Source organism: Streptomyces boluensis (assembly GCF_009908195.1).
Classification (GTDB): domain Bacteria; phylum Actinomycetota; class Actinomycetes; order Streptomycetales; family Streptomycetaceae; genus Streptomyces; species Streptomyces boluensis.
Window position 1 is genome coordinate 12,483 of record NZ_JAAAHS010000054.1, and the last position, 15,428, is coordinate 27,910.

17 protein-coding genes are annotated in these 15,428 nt (G+C 72.8%); 6 read left to right on the top strand and 11 right to left on the bottom strand.

Annotated elements, in window-relative coordinates; all coding sequences use genetic code 11:
• Positions 1-86 precede the first annotated feature (86 nt).
• On the top strand, positions 87-398 hold the full coding sequence (locus GUY60_RS10285; RefSeq protein ID WP_161696146.1) for a hypothetical protein: 312 nt from the start codon (positions 87-89) through the stop codon (positions 396-398).
• An 89-nt stretch (positions 399-487) separates the two neighbouring features.
• On the opposite strand, the gene GUY60_RS10290 is transcribed toward GUY60_RS10285, so the two are convergent.
• On the bottom strand, positions 488-1,177 hold the full coding sequence (locus tag GUY60_RS10290) for a response regulator (RefSeq protein ID WP_161696148.1): 690 nt from the start codon (positions 1,175-1,177) through the stop codon (positions 488-490).
• Positions 1,174-2,442: a sensor histidine kinase gene (locus GUY60_RS10295; protein ID WP_187369975.1), complete on the bottom strand. Its 1,269-nt coding sequence runs from the start codon at positions 2,440-2,442 to the stop codon at positions 1,174-1,176. The genes GUY60_RS10290 and GUY60_RS10295 overlap by 4 nt, the downstream gene beginning before the upstream one ends.
• A gap of 166 nt (positions 2,443-2,608) precedes the next feature.
• On the opposite strand from GUY60_RS10295, the gene GUY60_RS10300 reads away from it, so the two are divergent.
• Entirely contained in the window at positions 2,609-2,818 is a 210-nt protein-coding gene (locus tag GUY60_RS10300; RefSeq protein ID WP_161696152.1) for a hypothetical protein, read from the top strand.
• An 88-nt stretch (positions 2,819-2,906) separates the two neighbouring features.
• Here GUY60_RS10300 and GUY60_RS10305 read toward each other — a convergent pair whose 3' ends face one another.
• The 4 genes from GUY60_RS10305 to GUY60_RS10320 form a co-directional block, all read right to left on the bottom strand.
• The gene (locus tag GUY60_RS10305) at positions 2,907-3,320 is read right to left on the bottom strand and encodes a guanyl-specific ribonuclease (RefSeq protein WP_161696154.1); all 414 of its coding nucleotides are present in this window, start codon (positions 3,318-3,320) and stop codon (positions 2,907-2,909) included.
• Between the two features lie 153 nt (positions 3,321-3,473).
• A complete protein-coding gene (locus GUY60_RS10310; RefSeq protein ID WP_161696156.1) occupies positions 3,474-4,052 on the bottom strand; it encodes a TMEM165/GDT1 family protein in 579 nt (192 codons plus the stop codon).
• Positions 4,053-4,356: 304 nt separating this feature from the next.
• Positions 4,357-5,301 carry a DMT family transporter gene (locus GUY60_RS10315; protein ID WP_161696178.1) on the bottom strand — a complete coding sequence of 315 codons (945 nt, stop codon included), beginning with the start codon at positions 5,299-5,301 and terminating at the stop codon, positions 4,357-4,359.
• Positions 5,302-5,444: 143 nt separating this feature from the next.
• On the bottom strand, positions 5,445-6,047 hold the full coding sequence (locus GUY60_RS10320; RefSeq protein ID WP_161696158.1) for a dihydrofolate reductase family protein: 603 nt from the start codon (positions 6,045-6,047) through the stop codon (positions 5,445-5,447).
• Positions 6,048-6,251: 204 nt separating this feature from the next.
• Between GUY60_RS10320 and GUY60_RS10325 the strand changes: the two genes are divergently transcribed.
• Entirely contained in the window at positions 6,252-6,983 is a 732-nt protein-coding gene (locus tag GUY60_RS10325; protein ID WP_161696160.1) for an SDR family oxidoreductase, read from the top strand.
• Positions 6,984-7,096: 113 nt separating this feature from the next.
• On the opposite strand, the gene alc is transcribed toward GUY60_RS10325, so the two are convergent.
• Both alc and allB read right to left on the bottom strand, forming a co-directional pair.
• A complete protein-coding gene (gene alc, locus GUY60_RS10330; protein ID WP_161696162.1) occupies positions 7,097-8,212 on the bottom strand; it encodes an allantoicase in 1,116 nt (371 codons plus the stop codon).
• Positions 8,213-8,216: 4 nt separating this feature from the next.
• Complete coding sequence (allB, locus tag GUY60_RS10335) at positions 8,217-9,554, bottom strand: allantoinase AllB (RefSeq protein ID WP_161696164.1); 1,338 nt, start codon at positions 9,552-9,554, stop codon at positions 8,217-8,219.
• 579 nt (positions 9,555-10,133) lie between these two features.
• Between allB and GUY60_RS10340 the strand changes: the two genes are divergently transcribed.
• The gene (locus GUY60_RS10340) at positions 10,134-10,943 is read left to right on the top strand and encodes an IclR family transcriptional regulator (protein WP_161696166.1); all 810 of its coding nucleotides are present in this window, start codon (positions 10,134-10,136) and stop codon (positions 10,941-10,943) included.
• Positions 10,944-11,036: 93 nt separating this feature from the next.
• Here the strand turns inward: GUY60_RS10340 and GUY60_RS10345 are convergent, their stop codons facing one another.
• A complete protein-coding gene (locus GUY60_RS10345; protein ID WP_161696168.1) occupies positions 11,037-11,717 on the bottom strand; it encodes an ABC transporter ATP-binding protein in 681 nt (226 codons plus the stop codon).
• Positions 11,714-12,793 (bottom strand): ABC transporter permease, encoded by a 1,080-nt coding sequence (locus tag GUY60_RS10350; protein ID WP_161696170.1) that lies wholly within the window; start codon positions 12,791-12,793, stop codon positions 11,714-11,716. Before GUY60_RS10350 ends, GUY60_RS10345 begins: the two co-directional genes overlap by 4 nt.
• A gap of 197 nt (positions 12,794-12,990) precedes the next feature.
• On the opposite strand from GUY60_RS10350, the gene GUY60_RS10355 reads away from it, so the two are divergent.
• Together GUY60_RS10355 and GUY60_RS10360 are read left to right on the top strand one after the other, a co-directional pair.
• Complete coding sequence (locus GUY60_RS10355; protein ID WP_161696172.1) at positions 12,991-14,238, top strand: sensor histidine kinase; 1,248 nt, start codon at positions 12,991-12,993, stop codon at positions 14,236-14,238.
• A complete protein-coding gene (locus GUY60_RS10360) occupies positions 14,235-14,888 on the top strand; it encodes a response regulator (protein ID WP_161696174.1) in 654 nt (217 codons plus the stop codon). Before GUY60_RS10355 ends, GUY60_RS10360 begins: the two co-directional genes overlap by 4 nt.
• A gap of 68 nt (positions 14,889-14,956) precedes the next feature.
• On the opposite strand, the gene GUY60_RS10365 is transcribed toward GUY60_RS10360, so the two are convergent.
• Positions 14,957-15,428: universal stress protein (locus tag GUY60_RS10365; RefSeq protein ID WP_161696176.1), on the bottom strand; the 472-nt coding region annotated here is incomplete at its 5' end.

A 15,428-nucleotide genomic window follows, 5' to 3' on the forward strand; every position in this document is an offset into this window, starting at 1 on the left:
CACCTCCCCCTCGGGCGCATGGCGGAGCGACTACCGCTATGCTCGACGCAGGATTTGAACTCGTTCAAAACTTGGGGGAACGCATCATGACCGAACCGACCGCACCCGTACCCACGCCCGTACGCACGTCCGCGACCAACCCGTCCGACTCACCCGCCGTCGCCCTGGGCCCGACCTCCCTGGTGTTCGGCACCATCGCCGCCGCGGGCTTCTGGGGGCCGTGGCAGGGCCTGGGCATGCTGCCGGTGACGATCATCGCCGGGGGCCTGGCGATCACCTTCGGCGCCACGGGCATGCACTACGCGCGTACCGGCATCGGCCGGATGTGGACCACGACCCTCGGCACAGTCCTCGGCGTGGCCTCGTTCGCCAATACGGTGTGGCTGTTCGTGCCCTAGGCCGTTTCCTTCGGATCAGGCCGGATCCGGTCGGCGGTCACGATCCCCGCGACCCCGGCAAGATCCGAAGGACACGGCCTAGGTGAGGGCTACCGCCCCTGGTCGAGCTCGCCGTCGAGCAGGCCCGCGTCGTGCGCCAACAGGGCGATCTGGACACGGTTGTTGAGGTCCAGCTTCGTGAGGATGCGGCTGACGTGCGCCTTGACCGTGGCGACGCTCATGTACAGCTGCGCCGCGATCTCGGCGTTGGAGCGGCCACGGCCGACGGCCACGGCGACCTCCCGCTCCCGCTCGCCGAGCGCCTCAAGGCGGGCCTTGGCGCGGCCCCGCCGGTCGGTGTACGTGTCCGGGCCCGCCGCGCGCTTGATCAACTGCCGGGTCACGAGCGGCGAGAGCACCGGGTCCCCGGCGGCGACGCGGCGCACCGCGGCCACGATCTGGGCGGGCGGGGTGTCCTTCAGTACGAACCCGGCGGCGCCCGCGCGCAGGGCGCGGAGCACCTGTTCGTCGGCGTGGAACGTGGTCAGGACGACCACCTCGGGGGCGTCCGCGCGGGCCCGCAGCTCCTCGGTGGCGGTGAGCCCGTCGACCTGCGGCATCCGCAGGTCCATCAGCACCACGTCGGGGCGCAACTCCTCGACGCGGGCGGGGACTTCGGAGCCGTCGGCGGCCTCCCCGACGATCTCGATACCGTCGTCGCCCCCGAACATCAGGCAGAGCCCCGCGCGTACCAGGGGGTCGTCGTCGACAAGCAGCAGCCGGATGGGGTTCGAGGTCATGGCGCCCACGGTAGCCAGGCCGCGACCCGGAACCCGCCGCCGCCCTCGGCTCCGTGGTCGAGACGGCCACCGGCGAGGGTCGCGCGCTCGGTCAGGCCGATCAGCCCCTGACCGGAACCGGGCACGACGGGCACCTCGCCGGGCGGTGCCGGATTGCGCACCTCCACCGTGAGCCCGTCACCGGGGGCGCCCGCCACCAGGACGGTGACCTCGGCGCCGGGCGCGTGCTTACGGGCGTTGGTCAGGCCCTCCTGGGCGATCCGGTACGCGTTGCGGCCGGCGCCCGCGGGGACGGCGGCGGGGTCGGCGACGCGGTTGTCGAGGGTGACCTTCATGCCTGCGGCGCGGGACTCGGCGACCAGGGCGTCGAGGGCCGCGAGGGTCGGCTGCGGGCGGCCGCCCTCGGCGCCCTCGTCACCGTGGTCATCGGCACGCAGCACGCCGATGATCTCGCGCAGGTCCTGCAGCGCCTCGTGCGCGCTGTCCCGGATCACCCCGGCGGCGCGGGCGATCTCCGGCTCGGGGGCGCCCGGCCGGAACTCAAGGGCGCCCGCGTGCACGCTGAGCAGGGTGAGGCGGTGGGCCAGTACGTCGTGCATCTCGCGGGCGATCGCCTCGCGGGCCAGGCGCTGGGCCTCCTTGGCGCGGAGCGCGGCCTCGGACTCGGCGCGCGCGGCGCGTTCGCGCAGGCTGAGCAGCAACTGCCGCCGGGAGCGCACGAACATGCCCCAGCCGATGACCGTGACGGACAGCAGCATCGCGAAGGCGATGATCACCAGGTACGGCAGGTCCGGGTCGGGGCGCAGCCAGTAGAACAGCGGGACGAGGGCGACCGAGATTCCGCCGATCCACGCGACGTACCGGAACGGGCGGTGCACGGCGAGCGTGAAGACGGCGACGGTCGCGGCGCCGCCCGCCGTGTCGGAGACCAGGGCGACCGGCAGCATCGCGATGGCCAGGCCGACCGGCCAGCGGCGGCGCAGCCACACGGCCGCGCAGGCCAGGGCGCCGACGATCTGGTCGACCTGCGCGAGGCCCGCCGGCACGTGCGGGTTCTCCCCGACCGCCTGGGCGCCGACGAGGCCGATGAACACGGCGGTGAAGAAGCAGCCGAAGTCGACCACCCAGTCGCGCACGGTACGCCGGGGGCGGCCGTTCCTGATCCGGTCCGGGTCGAGTTCGGCGGCGACGGCCGCGGGCAGCAGGCTGGGCCACCGGTACTCGGGCCCCGGCGTGGGGTGTGCCGGGGGCGGCTGCTGCTCCATACCTCTCATGGTCGCCAAACCTACGGTCCGGCGCGGGCGCGCGGGCGTCGCGGCCGGGGACCGTAGCCAAAAGTCTGCCGGTCGTCGACCTTCGGCCCGGCGCCGCCCCTCGGCGCTCGCCGTGCGGCCGATGCGCGGCGGCGGACGGCGCCGCGACGATCGCTTCATGAAGAAAGTGCTTGAGTTCCTCGGCCTGCTCCTGCTGCTCCAGGGCGCGGCCCTGATCGTGCGCGAACTGACCGACTGGCCGCTCACCTGGGGCTTCGTCCGGCACCTTGATTTCCTGCACGGATACGAGCTCTACGCGGGCCTCGCGCTCGTGGTGCTCGCCGTGGCCGTGTTCGCGGCGGCGAGGAGCCGTAGAACCGACGGATGAGAGGGGCCCCGGCCGCCGCGTCGGATGCGCGGCGGCCGGGGCCCGTCCTGTCTGTCGGTGCCAGTCGGTGCCTGTCGGCCGGGTGCGGTCAGCAGCCGTGGTCGACGAGGTCGAACGACTCGTAGTGGTCGGCCGTGTAGTAGTCCTCCTGCTCGGCCTCACCGGTCACGATGCGGCGCGCGCCGCGGTCGTCCGAGCCAGGGGTCTCGACGGTGTACTCGTGGTAGTAGCCGGAGCCCTGCGAGGGCAGCAGGCCCTCACGGTTCTGGAAGACGGTGCCGTCCTGCGGGTACGGGTAGGGGCCGCCCGCCTCGATGAGGTCGAGCGTCTCGTGGGCCTCGTTCGGGAGCTCGGACAGGCAGATGTCGCCGACGGCGGCGACGGTCGCGGTCGCGGAGTGGGTGGCTACGGGGGCGGGGGCCGCGTTGGCGGCCACGGGTCCGCCGATGAGGAGCGCGGCGGCGAGAGCGATACCGGTGGCGATACGTGGGGGGATTCGCATGCCTCCTAGGATGACGCGCGTAGAGCAAGTCGTGTCAACGCCAAGTGCGGGAAATTTTCTGGGAGTTAACCCGTGCGGAGGCCCGCGCGCCGGTCGCGGCAGGCCCTTCCGGGTGTCCCGGAGGGCCCGCCGGCGAGCGGGCGGCGGGGCGGTTCAGCCGGTGAAGGCCTCGACGAGGGTCCAGATCGCGAGGGCCGTCATGCACAGGCCGCCGATGCGCTGGACGGTCTTCAGGGGGACGCGCTTAGCGATGAACCGGCCGACGAGCAGGGCGAGGGCGGAGACCGACATCAGGGCGGCGGCGGAGCCGATGGCGGTGGGCAGCCAGCCGTTGGTGGCGGCCAGGTTGGCCGTGGTGATCTGGGTGAGGTCGCCCCACTCGCTGATGAAGACGGCCATGAACGCGGTGGTGTAGACGGGCCAGAAGCCGATGACGGTCTTGCCGCCGTCCTCCTCGTCGTCGTCCCCGCCCCGCAGCAGCACCACGGCGCCGAAGGCGAACAGGGCGGCGGAGACCAGCTTGACGGCCATGTCCGGCAGCAGCCCGATCAGGCTGCCCGCGCCGACCGCGATGACCACGTGCACGAGGAACGCGGTGGAGGTGCCGAACCAGACGTACAGCGGCCGCATCCGGGTGCCCATGGCCAGGGAGGCGAACATCGTCTTGTCGGGGAGTTCGGCGAGGAAGATCAGACCGAAGGCGGTGAGGAGCGCCACGGGGTCGAAGCTCATTCCGGTGCTTTCTGCTGGGGCCGGGCCGGACGGCTCGTACGGCACCCAGGGAGGCGACGGGAGAACCACTCGGCCCGGCACGACGAAGCGGTCCGCACGGTGGCGCGGACCGGGTCATGCTGTGGCCGAAGGTCTCGTCCGCCCCGCACTGCGTACGGTGGCCCGCTGCCCGGGACGCCTCGGCGTCCAGTGTGTCGACCAGCGGTTCTCGGGACTACTCCCCTTCGCTGTCCTCAGTGTAACGGGCCCGCCGGCGGCACCCGCACGCGCGTACGATCCGGCGGCCGGGTGCGCACGGGCTCGTTCAGTGGCCGCCCGCGCGTCTGCCCCAGGTGGTGCCCGCCAGGATCAGGAGCGCGCCCGCGAGGCCGACCGCGCCGAGCTGTTCGCCGCCGAGCGCGATGCCCGCCGCGGCCGCCCACAGCGGTTCCGTACCGAGGAGGAGGCTGACGCGGGACGGTGAGCTGCGGCGTACCGCCCACATCTGCGTCCAGAAGGCGAGCAGGGTGCAGAACAGCGACAGGAACAGCAGTCCCGCCCACGCGCGCGCGTCGAAGGCGGCGGCCGCCGCCCAGGGCGAGGCGCCCGTACCGGCGCCGGCGAGGAGGGCGAACACGGCGACCGCGGCGCCGAGTTGGACCGTCGTGAGGGAGAGCGCGTCGGCGTCCCGTACGGCCTCGATACGGGACATGGCGAGGACGTGCACGGTGCGGGCCGCGGCGGCGCCGAGGATCAGCAGGTCGCCGAGGGAGGGCGGGGTGACGCCGCCGTTCTGCGTCAGGAGCACCACGCCGAGCACGGAGAGCGCGGCCGCGCAGAGGAAGGCGCCGGGCGGGCGGACCCGGCGCACCGCGGCTTCGGCGAGCGGCGTGAGGATCATGGTGAGGCTGATGATGAGGCCCGCGTTGGTCGCCGAGGTGTGCACGACGCCGTACGTCTCCAGGAGGAAGATCCCGGCGAGGATCAGGCCGAGCAGCCCGGCGCCGCGCCACTGGGCCGCGTTCAGGGCGCGCAGGCGGCGCCGCCCGGCCACGACGAGTACGGGCAGGACGAGGCCGAAGCGGAGCACGAGGACCGCGATGACGGTGTGGGCGGTGGTGATGCCCTTCGCCGCGAGGTAGCTGCCGCCCCAGGCGGCGGCGACCAGGAGCACGGGCAGGTCGGTGAACCAGGCCGGACCGGGCGGCGCGGGGGCGCCGGCCGGTGCGGTGGCGGGGCTCGGGGCGCTGCCGGACGGCCGTGCGGGCAGGCTCGGGCGACGGGAGGGCGGCACGGGTGCGGTCTCCAACGGCGAGGCATTTGCGGAGACTTCGGCGGCTCGCGCGGGGAACGCTCACCGTACCCACGAAAGATCACGGCCGCCCACCCCCGTCTCACCGGGCGGGCGGGCGCTCAGAAGCTGCCGTACTCGGGCCTGCCCTCGCGCTCGTACGTGCTGATCACGACGCCCGAGGCGGTGGTGCGGGTCGCGGCGTTCTTGAAGGCCGTGGGCAGGCCGCCGTCGGCGAAGAGGCGCTTTCCGCTGCCGAGCACGACGGGGTACGTCAGCAGGTGCACGGTGTCGATCAGGTCGTGCGCGAACAGGGACCGCGCGAGGCCGCAGCTGCCGTGCATCTGGAGCTCACGTCCTGGACGCTCCTTGAGCGCGGTGACGTCCTTGACCAGGTCGTCCCGGCCGATGATCTCGGTGCCCTGCCAGTCGGCGCTGGTCAGCGTGGTGCTGGCGACGTACTTGGGCAGGGAGTTGAAGCCGTCCGAGACCGGGTCGCCGCTCATCTTCGGCCAGTACCCGGCGAAGATGTCGTACGTACGACGGCCGAAGAGATAGGCGTCCGCGCGGGCGAAGACCTCGTCGATGAAGTGGCCGAAGTCCTCGTCGTCGTACGGCACCGCCCAGCCTCCCTGGGTGAAGCCGCCGCTGGTGTCCTCCTCGGGGCCGCCGGGCGCCTGCATCACTCCGTCGAGGGTGACGAACTGGGTGAGGGTGATCTTCATGGCCCGTTCCTTGCTTCCGTGTCGTGTGCGCGTGGTCGTCAGAAGTGACTGTCGGCCGCCGCGGAACTCATCGCTCCCGGGCCGCTCCGATCGGGTGGTCACCTCGCGTGCTCCCCGTCCGTTTCCCGCCAGCGCGGCCGCGTCCCGCTCGCTGTACTTGAACACGCAACGACAACCTGTACGCGTGTGGCGAGGAGTGACGACATGAACGGCAAGGTGGCACTGGTGACGGGCGGCAGCCGGGGCATCGGGGCGGCGGTCGCCCTGCGGCTGGCCGAGGACGGCGCCGATGTGGCGATCACTTATGTGCGGGACGAGAGCGCCGCCCTTGATGTGGTCGCCAAGGTCGAGGCGGCGGGGCGGCGCGCTCTGGCGCTGCGGGCGGACGCGGCCGACGCGGCGACCTCCGCGGCGGTGGTCGAGCGCACGACCGCCGCGCTCGGGCGGCTCGACGTGCTGGTGAACAACGTCGGCGTCGGCGTACTCGGCCCGCTCGACGAGCTGCCGCTCGACGCGGTGGACCGGGTGCTCGACGTCAATGTGCGGTCGGTGTTCCTGACCTCGCAGGCGGCCGCGGCCCGGCTCGGCAGGGGCGGCCGGATCGTCACGGTGGGCAGCTGCATGGCGCAGCGCGTACCGGGACCCGGCGGGACGCTGTACGCGACCAGCAAGGCGGCGCTGATCGGTCTGACCAAGGCGCTGGCACGGGAGTTGGGCGGGCGCGGCATCACGGCGAACGTGGTGCACCCGGGCCCGATCGACACGGACATGAACCCGGCCGACGGCCCGTTCGCCGAGGCGCAGAGCGCGATGACCGCACTCGGCCGCTACGGCACGGCGGGCGAAGTCGCCGCCATGGTGGCCTACTTGGCGAGCGACGAGGCCGCGTACGTCACGGGGTCGGAGTTCTCCATCGACGGCGGCTACGCGGCGTAGGGACAGCGAGACGCGCGAAAACGGCCACCACGCGCGCGTGGTGGCCGTTTTCGGTCGAGCAGAGGGGGCGCGCCGGGGCTGTCCTCCCGGCGCGCCCCACGGGGCGGGTGTCGTCAGCCGCCCAGCTCCTGGTGACGGGCGGCCAGCTTGGCCGCGCCGTCCTCGGTCAGCGAACCGAAGAGACGGAGGCGGGAGATGCCGCCGTCGGGGTAGATGTCGATGCGGACGTGCGTGCCCTTGGCCGCCGTGTCGAGCACGAAGCGGTGGTTGGTGTCGGGCTGCAGGCGGGTGCGGGGCAGGACCTCGGTCCAGTCGCCGTCCTCGCCGTCCTTGACGGAGAGCGACGCCCAGCCCGCCGAGTTGCCCTTGAGGTACGCGGTGTCGATCTCGACGGCGCGGATCTCGGACTGCTGGACCAGCTGGTAGCGGATCCAGTCGTTGCCCTTGTCGCGGCGGCGGCGGGTCTCCCAGCCGTCGTCCATCTTGCGGGAGCGGCCCGGCTGGATGGTGTTGGTGGCCGGCGAGTAGAAGCGGTCGGAGGCGTCCTCGACCTGGCCGCCGTTCTCCAGGGCCACGAGGTCCAGGGTGCCGAGCGCGGCGAGCCACTTCGGGTCCGGCGCGACCTCGCCGTAGACCCGCAGGCGGGCGATGCCGCCGTCGGGGTGCTGGTTGACGCGCAGGTGCGTGAAGCGCTGCTCGGCGGTGATCTCGAAGCCGTTGGCCGCGTGGCCGCCGACGGCGGTGCGCGGGACGAGGGTCGTCCACTTCACATCGCCGGAGATGAGCTCGTCCGGGGTCGGCGAGCCCTCGACGTTGGCGCCCTCGACCGAGACGGCCTGCGGGTAGTTGCCGCGGAAGTGGGCGGTGTCGACGACGATGCCGCGGATGACGCCGGGGGCGCCGAGGCGGACGAGCGCCCAGTCGTGGTCCTCGTCGGTGGGGTGCGGGACCTCGGCCGAGACACCGCGGCGGCGGCGGGTCTCCCAGCCGTCCATGATCTTGCCCTTGTGGCCGAAGTGCTCCGGGTCGAACTCGGCGGCGTCCGGCTTGAGCAGGTTCTCCCGCTCGGCGAAGAACTCGTCGTTGGCGGCGATGACACCCGCGCCGAGCTGGCGGTCGGCCAGGTTGGCGTACTGGGTGAAGGGGAACTCAGCGGTGCGGTAGTCGGCGTACGGCTCGCCGCCGCCGTAGGGGCTCGCGTCGCCGGTGAAAGAAGGTATCGCCGTCACTGTGTCAGTTGTTCCTTTCGAGGAGTCGGCCCGAGGGCACGGTGAATTCGCCGTCCGCGTGGATGCGCTCGCCGCGCAGCCAGGTGGACTTCACGACACCGTTCAGGGTCTTGCCCGCGTACGCGGTGACCTTGTTGCGGTGCTGGAGTCCGGCGGGGTCGACGGTGAAGGTCTCGTCGGGTGCGAGGACCGCGAAGTCGGCGTCGCGGCCGGCCTCGATGGCGCCCTTCTGGTTCAGACCGACCAGCTCGGAGGTGCGCGCGGACATCCAGCGCACCACGTCGTCGAGGCTGTGGCCGCGCTTGCGGGCCTCGGTCCAGATGGCCGGCAGGCTGAGCTGGAGACCGGAGATGCCGCCCCACGCGGTGGCGAAGTCGTCGGTCTTCAGGTCGGCGGTGGACGGCGAGTGGTCGGTGACGATGCAGTCGACGGTGCCGTCGGCCAGCGCCTCCCACAGCAGGTCCTGGTTGGCGCCCTCGCGGATCGGCGGGCAGCACTTGAACTCGCTCGCGCCGTCCGGGACTTCCTCGGCGGTCAGGGTGAGGTAGTGCGGGCACGTCTCGACGGTGAGCTTGACGCCCTCGGCCTTGGCGGCGGCGATCAGCGGCAGCGCGTCGGAGGACGACAGGTGCAGCACGTGCACGCGCGCGTCGAGGCGCTTCGCGGTCTCGATGAGGCCCTTGATCGCGACGTCCTCGGAGACACGCGGCCGGGTCTGCAGGTAGTCGCCGTACTTGGGGCCGCTCAGGTGCGGGGCGGAGTCCAGCTCGTGCGGGTCCTCGGCGTGCACGATGAGGAGGCCGCCGAAGCCGGCGATCTCACCCATGGAGGCGGCGAGCTGCTCGCGGTCGAGGTGCGGGAACTCGTCGACACCGGACGGCGACAGGAAGCACTTGAAGCCGTAGACGCCCGCGTCGTGCAGGGGCTTGAGGTCCTGGACGTTGTCCGGGAGCGCGCCGCCCCAGAAGCCGACGTCGATGTGCGCCTTGGTACGGGCCACTTCCTGCTTGGTACGCAGGTTGTCGACCGTGGTGGTCGGCGGCAGGGAGTTGAGCGGCATGTCCACGAGGGTCGTGATGCCGCCGGCGGCCGCCGCGCGGGTGGCGGTCCAGAAGCCCTCCCACTCGGTGCGGCCGGGGTCGTTCACGTGGACATGGGTGTCGACGATGCCGGGCAGCAGCGCGTCGTCCCCGAAGTCCTCGAGCCGCGCCCCGTCCGGGACCTCGGCCTCGTACGGCAGTACGGCCGTGATCTTCCCGTCGGCGACGGCTACCGAAGCGGCGCGCGCCCCTTCGGGGGTGACGACTCGCGTCGAGCGAAGGACCAGTTCCACGTCGGACACCCGCTTCCCCTCATTCCTCTTCAGTGCCCGTGTTCCGGGCGATGTACGTGGCTGCCGCGGGGCCTGCCGGCCCGTCGGCCGCGCCAGGGCGGGACAGGCTCGTCGGGTGCGACCCGGCGTGTTCGGCGGGCGGCTCCTGCGGGCCGTGAATCCGAGTGTGAATCCGACGGCGGCCTTCCGCCGGACGGAAGTGCAGGATGCGGATTTCAACGTTCTGTTGAACGAATCTTCACCGTGTCGACCGAGTCAGTCAAGACCCCCCGGCGCCCCCACGGAGCCTTCGGTTCCACTTCCCGGCCACCTTAGAGCTTTCCATGAAGCGAAAGCCAGATTTCGCTTCGCAGAATATACTTCTGTACAAGCCCGGAGCCGCGCGGAGCTCGCGCAGGGTCGGGTGACACTCGGACAAAGGGGCACTGACCGGCGAAGATCTCCTCGACCAGGGCACTGGCGTACGGGCGACCGGCGGGTAGGCTGCTCGTCTGCCCATCCGTTCCCCATCACTGCCCGCAACGGAAGCGCCCAGGGAGACAAACGGGATGACGACTCCCGCTCCTGAAGCATCGAAAGGACAGCGCCGTGCCGACGTCCAGCGCCAGCGACGCCTCCACCGAGAGCGCCGCCACGAAGCCCGCCGCGAGCGGCGGTGTCCAGTCACTTGAGCGCGCCTTCGACCTGCTCGAGCGCATGGCGGACGCGGGCGGCGAGGTCGGCCTGAGCGAGCTGTCCGCGAGCAGCGGCCTGCCGCTGCCGACCATCCACCGCCTGATGCGCACCCTCGTCGCGACCGGGTACGTACGACAGCAGCCCAACCGCCGGTACTCCCTGGGCCCCCGCCTGATCCGCCTCGGCGAATCGGCCTCCCGCCTGCTCGGCACCTGGGCGCGGCCCTACCTCGCCCGCCTCGTCGAGGAGACCGGCGAGACGGCGAACATGGCGCTGCTCGACGGCGACGAGATCGTGTACGTGGCGCAGGTGCCGTCCAAGCACTCGATGCGGATGTTCACGGAGGTCGGCCGCCGGGTACTGCCGCACTCGACCGGTGTGGGCAAGGCGCTGCTCGCCGACACCCCCGCGGACGAGGTGCGCGCCCTCCTCGCGCGTACGGGCATGCCGGCCGCGACCGAGAAGACCATCACCACCGCCGACGGCTTCCTCGCCGCCCTCGAAGAGGTACGGGGCGCGGGATACGCGGTGGACGACAACGAACAGGAGATCGGCGTCCGCTGCCTCGCGGTGAACGTCCCGAACTCCCCCACCGCCGCGGCCATCTCGATCTCTGGCCCGGCCGGCCGTGTCACCGAGGACGCGACCGAGAAGATCGTGCCGATCCTCCAGCAGGTCGCGGCCGAGCTCTCGGTGGCGCTCGCCAACACCAACGGGTCCTGAACCCGCGGCAGTTCAGCGTTCGACGGCGCCCGTGGCAGTCCACGGGCGCCGTCGCTGTTCCTGGGGCTCTGTTTCTGGGGCTCTGTATGCCGCTCAGGCCGCCGCGGGGACGTACAGCCTGCCGTCGGTCATCTCGCACACCTGGTCCGCCTCCGTGAGGTGCGCCCGGTCGTGGGTGACGAGGACGGTCGCGGTGCCGCGTTCCCGGGTGAGGCGCACGATGAGGTCGAGTACGGCCGCGCCGCGCTCGTGGTCGAGTGCGCTGGTCGGCTCGTCGACAAGGAGCACGTCCGGGTCGTTCATCAGCGCGCGGGCGATGTTGACCCGCTGGCGCTGCCCGCCGGAGAGTTGGTGCGGGCGCCGGTCCGCCTTGTCGGCGAGGCCCACCGCGGCCAGCAACTCGTGCGCCCGGTCCCGTACTTGACGCGGTTTGCGGCCGTCCATGTGGGCCATGACATGGAGCTGCTCGGCCGAGGTCAGCGAGGGCAGCAGGTTCGGCTGCTGGAAGACGATGCCGACGCGCTCGCGGCGCAGCGCCGACTTCTCGGCGCGGCTCAGCTCCCCCGTGGACGTACCGGCGACCAGGACCTGACCGCTGTCCGGCGTCACCAGGGTGGCCGCCACGGCGAGCAGGCTGGACTTCCCGGAACCCGACGGTCCGACGATCGCGGCCATCGTCCCGGCCGGTACGTCGAGGGCGACCCGGTCGAGCGCCGTGAGCCGGCCGTCGCCGTCCTGGTAGGTGAGCGTGACGGTGTCGAGCGTGAGGGTCATCGGGCGCTCCCGAGTGCGGTGAGGGGGTCGACCGCCGTGATCCGGCGGATGGACAGGGCCGCGCCGAGCGCGCCGAGCGCGATCATGACGGCGGCGGGCACCAGGACGGTCGGCGGATCGAGGACGAACGGCACGTCACCTCCGCCGATCAGGAGGCCGACGCCGGAGGCGAGCAGCGCGCCGAGGCCGGTGCCCGCGACGAGCATCAGCACGGCCTGCCCGAGCGCGTCCTTGAGCAGGTACGGGGTGGCGGCGCCGAGCGCCTTCAGTACGGCGATGTCGGCGCTGCGCTGCATCGTCCAGACCGTGAAGAACGCGCCGATCACCAGCGCCGAGATCGCGAACAGGAAGCCGCGCATCAGTTGCAGCGAGCCGTTCTCGGCCTGGTACGAGCCGATCGCGGTGAGCGCCTCGTCGAGGCTTTTCGTCTCCGTGCCCGCCGCCTCGTCCCCGGCGGCGAGATCCGCCCCTGCCGTGGTGGTGAGCGCGACGACGGTTGCCTCCCCGCCGGTGCCCGCGCCGCTGCGGCCGACGCGCTGCCAGTCGTCGAGCGAGGTCCAGACGACCGGGGTGTGGCTGTACGAGGCGTCCCCGGCGACCGCCGCGACTCGCTGCTCCAGGGAGCCGATCCGTACCGTGTCGCCCGCCGTGACGCCCAGTTCCTGTGCGGCCTGCTCGGACAACACGGCCGCGCCGGGGGCGAGTCCGGGCGGCGCGATGCCCGCGGCGGGCTCGACGCCGAAGGCCGAGACGGCGGCGGTGTGGTCGCCGGAGGCGGCGTTCAGGGTGCGGATCCCGATGGGCTCGGCGGACTCGACGCCCGGCCGCGCGGACCAGTTGGTCCAGGTCTTCTCGGTGACGGACGAGTTGGTGAAGGAGACCGACTGGCCGTCGGGGGGCGCGGCGAAGGCGAGGTGGTCGGCGGGCAGGCCGGTCACGGCGGAGGTGTTCTCCCGTGCGAGCCCTGCGGTCAGCCCCGACAGCAGGCCGACGAGGAGCGTGATGAGCACCACCACGGCGCCCATGAGCGCGAACCGCCCCTTGGCGAACCTGAGATCTCTGGATGCGACGAACATGCCCCCAAGCCTCGGTTCCCGGGGTGCCCCGCGGCATCGCGCCCGGGGAGGGGCGGGCCGCATCGTTGGACGGAGCCGATCTTCAAACTTTCGGTTGATCCGCTGCCCCGGGCCGGATGTCAGTGCCCGTGCCTACGCTGGACGAGTCACAGAAGCGGTCACGGAAGCAGTCACGGGAAGCAGTCACGGAAGCGGTCATGGAAGCACGCTCACTCACGCCGGTCCTGCGCGCCCTGCGCGGCTGTCTGCACCTGCTGACGGCCGGGCTGCTCGCGCTCGCCGCCGTGCGCGCGGTCGGCTCCGGCGCCGCCGACGCCCCGGCGGTGGTCACGCTCTGCGCGGTCATGGCGGGGGTGTACGGCACGGGCCTCGCCCTGCCCTCCGTCCGCCGCTCGAAGGCCGCGTCGCGGGTCTGGCTCGGGCTGCTCTGCGCCCTGTGGCTGGTGCTCCTGGTGCTGACGCCTGACGCGCTGTGGACGGCGTTCCCGCTGTTCTTCCTGCAGCTGCACCTGCTGCCGCTGCGCTGGGCGGTGCCCGCGGTCGCGGTGACCACGGGCGCGGCGATAGCCGGGTTCATCGGGCACGGAGCGGCGCCCACGCCCGGCGCGGTGCTCGGCCCTGCGCTCGGCGCGGCCGTCGCCATCGGCACGGTGCTCGGGTACCGCACGCTGCACCAGGAGAACGAACACCGGCGCGAGCTCATCGAGGAGCTGCTCACCACCCGCGCCGAACTCGCCGCCGCCGAGCGCGCGGCGGGCACCCTGGCCGAGCGTGAGCGGCTCGCCCGGGAGATCCACGACACGCTCGCGCAGGGCCTGTCCAGCATCCAGTTGCTGCTGCGGGCCGCCGAGCGCACGCTGCCCGAGGACGCCCCCGCGCTCGCGCATGTCCGCGAGGCCCGCGTCGCCGCGGTGGACAACCTCGCCGAAGCCCGCCGCTTCGTCCGCGAGTTGACGCCGCCCGACCTGGAGCACGGCTCCCTCGTCGCCGCGCTCGAGCGGTTGTGCGCGGCGGCTTCGGGCCCCACCCGGGTCGAGTTCTCGGTGAGCGGTACGCCGGTGGAGCTGCCCACTCCGTACGAGGTGGCGCTGCTGCGGGTCGCGCAGTCGGCGCTCGCCAACACGGTGCGGCACGCGGCTGCGCGGCGCGCGTCGATCACGCTGAGCTTCATGGACACCTCGGTCGCGCTCGACGTCGTGGACGACGGCAAGGGCTTCAGACCCGAGGAGATTCCCAGACGTAAGCCCCAAGTAGGCGGTGCGGACGGCGGGTTCGGGCTGCGTGCGATGCGCTCCCGCGCCCAGTCGCTCGGCGGCACCCTCAGCGTCGAGTCCGCCCCCGGCAGCGGCACGGCGCTCGCGATCACGCTGCCCCTGCCGCTGCCGACGCCCGCCCCGACCGAGCCCGACCAGGCACCGCCGCAGCACCGAGGAGTACAGGCATGACGAGCCACGGACCGACCGACCGCCCCGTGCGCCTGCTGCTCGCCGACGACCACCCGGTGGTGCGCGCGGGACTGCGCGCGGTCCTGGACACCGAGGCCGACTTCCGGGTCGTCGCCGAGGCGGCGAGTGCCGAGCGGGCGGTCGAGCTCGCCGCCACCGAGCCCGTCGACGTGGTCCTGATGGACCTGCAGTTCGGGCCCGGCGCGATGCACGGCGCGGAGGCGACTGCCGCGATCACGGCCCTCGCCGACGGGCCCCGCGTCCTGGTCCTCACCACGTACGACACGGACGCCGACATCCTCGCCGCGGTGGAGGCCGGGGCTGCGGGCTATCTGCTCAAGGACGCCCCGCCGGAGGAGCTGGCCGCCGCCGTACGGACCGCGGCGGCCGGGCAGTCCGCGCTCGCCCCGGCCATCGCGCACCGTCTGATGGACCGGATGCGGGCCCCCGCCGAGTCGCTCAGCCGCCGCGAGCTGGAGGTGCTGCGCCTGGTCGCGGACGGGCTCTCCAACCAGCAGATCAGCAAGCGCCTCTTCCTCAGCCAGGCCACGGTCAAGTCCCACTTGGTGCACGTCTTCGCGAAGCTGGAGGTCGACTCCCGCACAGCGGCCGTAGCGACCGCCCGCAGCCGGGGGATGCTGCCGCGCTGAGGAGCACGGACCGCCGCTGAGCGACACGGGGTCGGGCCGACCCCGGTGTCCCGCTGTGACCACGCCCCCTACGACCGCTCCCTCACCGCCGTGAGGCCGAGCCCGCCGAAGTCCCCAGCGCGCACCCGCCGCAGCGCACGCCGTACCCCCCTGGGCCGGCGCGGTCCGAGGACGATCCGCAGGGCGCAGTTCGCGTGCCTTCGTACGTGCCGGGTGACGCTGGCGCCGAGGCGTGGGCGGCCGTCGCGTCCCGGCCGTACGCCGACCACAAGGAGGTCGGACGCGCGGGACGCGACCGTGCGCAGCGCCCGGCCCGGCCGGTCGCGGACCACCAGGCGGCGTACGGCGATTCCGGGCGGCGAGCCACCGAAGGCCTCGTCGAAGGCGCGGTCCAGGCGGGACCTGGCGTACTCCTGCCAGTGCGCGGCCCAGGCCCGGTCGGGGTTGCGCAGGAAGAGTGCCTCGCCCTCGGGCGGTTCCCAGGCGTGCACCGCGACCAGGGTGCGGTTGCCGCGCCGGGCCTCCTCGGCGGCCGTGCGC